General features: G+C 59.6%; 3 protein-coding genes. All 3 read left to right on the top strand.

Annotated features, from left to right (window positions below; all coding sequences use genetic code 11):
- The coding region (locus CIK75_RS00085; protein ID WP_096222934.1) for a DNA methyltransferase at positions 1–1,407 on the top strand (1,407 nt) is incomplete at its 5' end.
- Positions 1,408–3,996, top strand: coding sequence for a DEAD/DEAH box helicase family protein (locus CIK75_RS00080; protein WP_096222933.1), 2,589 nt, complete (start codon positions 1,408–1,410; stop codon positions 3,994–3,996).
- A 164-nt stretch (positions 3,997–4,160) separates the two neighbouring features.
- Positions 4,161–4,467 (top strand): hypothetical protein (locus CIK75_RS00075; protein ID WP_143413229.1); only part of this gene is annotated, 307 nt, incomplete at its 3' end.

Below are 4,467 nucleotides of genomic sequence, written 5' to 3'. Positions count from 1 at the left end.
ATTCAAATGGTGACCGATGTCATCAATCCGAGAGCCGGTGTCGCACGTCCAGGGGCCTTCACTCGGAGCGAGGAGTACATCTACTACGTTCTGATCGGCGATTCCTCCGGTATTGTTCCGGCGCCGCTGAGTTCTTCAGATGCCACACTAACGACCAAAAATCCGCCAATCTGGTTCTCGTTGATGCGCACGGGATCAAACAGCGCGCGAAGGGCCAGACCCAACCTTTTCTACCCAGTCTGGATCGACCCCGCAGGGCGAATTCATTCTGTCGGTGACTCGATATCGTTAGCCACCGACAGACATGCGATCGAGGCTCCCTCGCCTGAACTGATAGCTCTATGGCCCATACGCCCTAACGGGGACGAGAATACATGGCAGCTTGGCCCCAGTGCCCTCCGAGCAGCTCTTGCCGAAGGAACTGCCCGCGTGAAGTCGACAGGTACACGTCACACGATGAATTACCTGCGAACCGCGGAGAAAAAGCGTATATCTGCGGGCGAAATTGAAGTGCTCGGCAAGGACGAGCGTGGCGCGCTTATCCTCAAACACAAGGAGGGCGTAGTCCGTCTGACAGCTCCGCGTTCTGTGTGGACGACGGGTGCACATGACGCCGGACTGTACGGCAGTTCGATGGTTTCGGCCCTACTCCCACGGCAAAATTTCCCTTTCCCGAAGTCGCTTTACGCAGTCGAAGACGCACTGCGCTTTTTCGTCGCTCCTAAGCCCAATGCCGTCGTATTGGACTTCTTCTCGGGCTCGGGTACAACCACACACGCTGTGATGCGGCTGAATAAGCAGGATGGTGGTCACCGTCAGTGTATTTCAGTAACGAACAACGAAGTGTCCGCTGAGGAGCAGTCCCGTCTACGTAAGCAGGGCCTGCGTCCCGGTGACTCTGACTGGGAGGCTTTGGGTATTTGCGATTACGTCACCAAACCTCGCATCACAGCCGCCCTCACCGGAGAGACCCCGCAGGGCGACTCCATCAAAGGCAACTACAGGTTCACTGATGAGTTCCCCATGGCTGAGGGTTTCGAAGAGAACGCCGCATATTTCACCCTGACATACGAAGCACCCCTGTCCGTACGGCACAACCGTGCGTTCAAGCGGATCGCGTCGATGCTGTGGATGCGTGCAGGCTCGCGTGGCCGGATCATCACCGACCTGGGAACCGAGGGCTGGGACGTAGCCGAGGCATACGCCGTACTAGAGAACCTGGATCAGATCGATGCGTTCATCGCCAGCCTGAAACAGACCGTGGGCGTTGAACTCGCCTTCATCGTCACCGACGACGATAGTGCCTTCCAGATGGTCTGTCGTGAGTTGCCCGGCACGGTCACCGCGGTCCGGCTCTACGAGTCCTACCTACAGAATTTCCAGATCAACACGGGACGAGGCCTGTAGATGCGCTATACGCTCAAGGACTACCAGGCAGAAGCAGTCCGAGATGTCCTGAGGAACCTCGACCGTGCACGCGATTCATTCCACCGCCACACTGCGCTGTCGCAGTTCTCGCTGACTGCCGGGACCGGGTCNNCGGGCAAGACAGTGATGGCTGCCGCTGTGATTGAGGCGCTCTTCGTCGGTAATGACGAGTTCGACTTCGAACCGGATCCAGGCGCAGTCGTTCTTTGGTTCTCCGACGACCCATCGCTGAACGAACAGTCGCGTGCGCGGGTCAGAGCGGCAGCAAGCGAACTGGATTTTCGGCTCCAGACAGTTTCATCAGACTTCATTGACACAACGTTCCGACCGCGCAACGTCTATTTCCTGAATACCCAGAAGCTCAGCAAGAACTCGAGACTGGTCAGAGGCGCCCCCGTTCCCGGCGAAGATAGTCCAGGCCTGTTCGATGCCAAGCCTCGTCCGGATGACGCGCAGTCCACGATCTACGACACGATCTCCAATACGATCGACAACCCGGATCTCATGCTCTACCTCATCCTCGATGAGGCACACAGGGGTATGGGGACAAAGGTGAAAGACCGGGACACCATCGTTCAGCGACTCATCAACGGACACGGCAGGGTCCCTGCCATGCCGGTCGTGTTCGGTATCTCAGCCACGGTTGAACGCTTTGAGACGGCCATGAAGAACGTCAAGGGCCGCGACGCGTTGCCCTCGGTCACGGTCGACCCCGCGCTCGTGCAGGCATCGGGACTGTTGAAGGATGACATCACCTTGTCCATCCCGGCTGAAGACGGTGAATTCGACACGGTCCTGCTGACTAAGGCCGTGGAGAAGATCAAGGCCTCTTCCGTTGAGTGGCAGGACTATGCCATCGCCCAGGGCGAGACCGAGGCCGTGCAGCCGCTACTGGTCGTCCAGGTCGGGGATAAACCCTCAAAGGAGACTCTGGTCCGCACACTCGACACCATCCATGAGGCGTGGCCGGAATTGGACGATGATGCCGTGGCCAACGTCTTCGGCGAACACACGGACCTGACAATCGGGCAACAGGTCGTTCACTACATCGCCCCACAACGAGTACAGGACGCCACCTATGTGCGGGTGCTGTTGGCGAAGAGTGCCATTTCCACCGGCTGGGACTGCCCCCGGGCCGAGGTACTCGTCTCCTTCCGTCCAGCCAAGGACCGCACACACATCACCCAGCTACTCGGCCGCATGATGCGTGCACCCCTGGCACGGCGGATCCCTGGAAACGAACTGCTGAACTCCGTGGACTGCCTCCTCCCCCTCTTCGACCGCAAGACCGCCACCGGTGTGGCGCAGCTGTTGATGAAGGGCGCGACCACCAAAGACAGCGATGACGGCGACGACGCAGGTGGCGGTGAGGGCCGCCGGGTCCTCTTCGATCCCATCCCCCTCCTGCCCAACCCGGCAATTGAACAGACAGTATGGGAAGCCCTGGCAACCACGCCCACAATGAGCATCCCGAAAAAGCACGTCAAACCGGTCCGCCGGCTGACGGCCCTGGCCACCGCGCTCTCCAAGGACGGACTAGTGGATGAAGCCGTGGAAAAGGCCCATAAGCATCTGCATGCTGTCCTCAACGGCCGAACCGTGCAGCATAAGGACAAGGTCGAAAAGGCCCGCAAGGACGTACTCACGATGGAAGGCGAGGAAGTACGAGCCAGAATCGGCAGCGGACTCTCATACAAGGCATTCTCGGTCAGCGCCGACCCACGAGCCATCGAGGACTACTACCGTTCAGCCACCCGCGTTCTCAGCCCCTCACTATGTGCTTCCTACGTCGACCACCTTGTGGGCCAGGACGGAGGGGAAGACGAATTACTGGACGCGCACATCCTCATCTCCTCCCTGGGCCGCGTTCCCGAGATCGCGCAGGCCATCGAAGACGAGGCCGACGAATTAGCCCGGCAATGGCTCACGGAAACACGGGTCGCCCGCAAGAGCCTCTCTGATGAGCGCCAGTCCGAATACGACGGGCTAGAAGCAATGTCGACCACACCCGAACCGATCAGCCTCACCGTCCCCAAGACCGCGCAGGCCGACACCAAGGTCCGCCACCCCGACGGTACCGAAGACACCCTGCCAACCCGCACTATGCATCTCATGTCAGCCAAGGACGGCACCGTTCCAATCACGCTCAACGAATGGGAACGCAAGGTACTGGACTCCGAAGCCAAACAGCACGGGTTCAAAGGCTGGTACCGCAACCCCGAACGCGCTGTTAAGGAATCCCTCGCCGTCGCCTACAAAGACGAACTCGGAGAATGGCGAGCCATGCGCCCCGACTTCATCTTCTTCGGCACAAAACATGACGGACAGACCGCCGTTGACCTAGTCGACCCACACGGCCACCACCTCTCAGACGCCCTACCCAAGCTTCGCGGCCTGGCTGACTTTGCCGAACGATTCCCTGACAACTTCCGGCGTATCGAGTCCGTGGCAGAAACAAGCAACACCCTACGAGTACTGGACATCACCAAAACCCGCGTCCGCGACGCCATCCGTGAAGCACAAAGCGCAAAAGCTCTCTACGAATCAGAACTCGCCAGCGACTACTAGCCAACCCAAAGTCGAGCCGAACGTAGGTACTACAGACCGTGGTCGCTACATCAACTTGCTACGCCACACTCCCCCCAAATAATCCTGACACGCGGGCCGCACCCCACAGAACTACGTCCAAACACCGTTCTCCCGGCACCGACAACCCAGGAAGGCCACCAACCATGCCCACACACAAATACACAGCCGTCCACTACGCCCTCACCGAAGTCCTAGAAACCACCACCAAAACCCTCAGCAAAACCCGCATCCGCACCAACCGCGGAACCACCCCCACCCCCAACGAACCAACCCTCAACGCCCACTACATCCACCGCGCCCTCACCAACCTCGCCCAAACCACCCAAGCGCTCGCCGACGAACACCAGACGCTCTCCCCCGAGATCGTCGGCACAGTGACCCACGAACAGCTCCAAGACGCCGCCACAGCCATTGCACAGGCGGCCGCGATCTGCGGTCGTCAAGTTATTG

The sequence above is a fragment of the Glutamicibacter sp. BW78 genome (assembly GCF_002332245.1).
In the GTDB taxonomy this organism is placed as follows: Bacteria; Actinomycetota; Actinomycetes; order Actinomycetales; family Micrococcaceae; genus Arthrobacter_H; species Arthrobacter_H rhombi_A.
The sequence above is the reverse complement of the archived record's forward strand: the minus strand, read 5'-3'. Positions and strand labels throughout refer to the sequence as shown.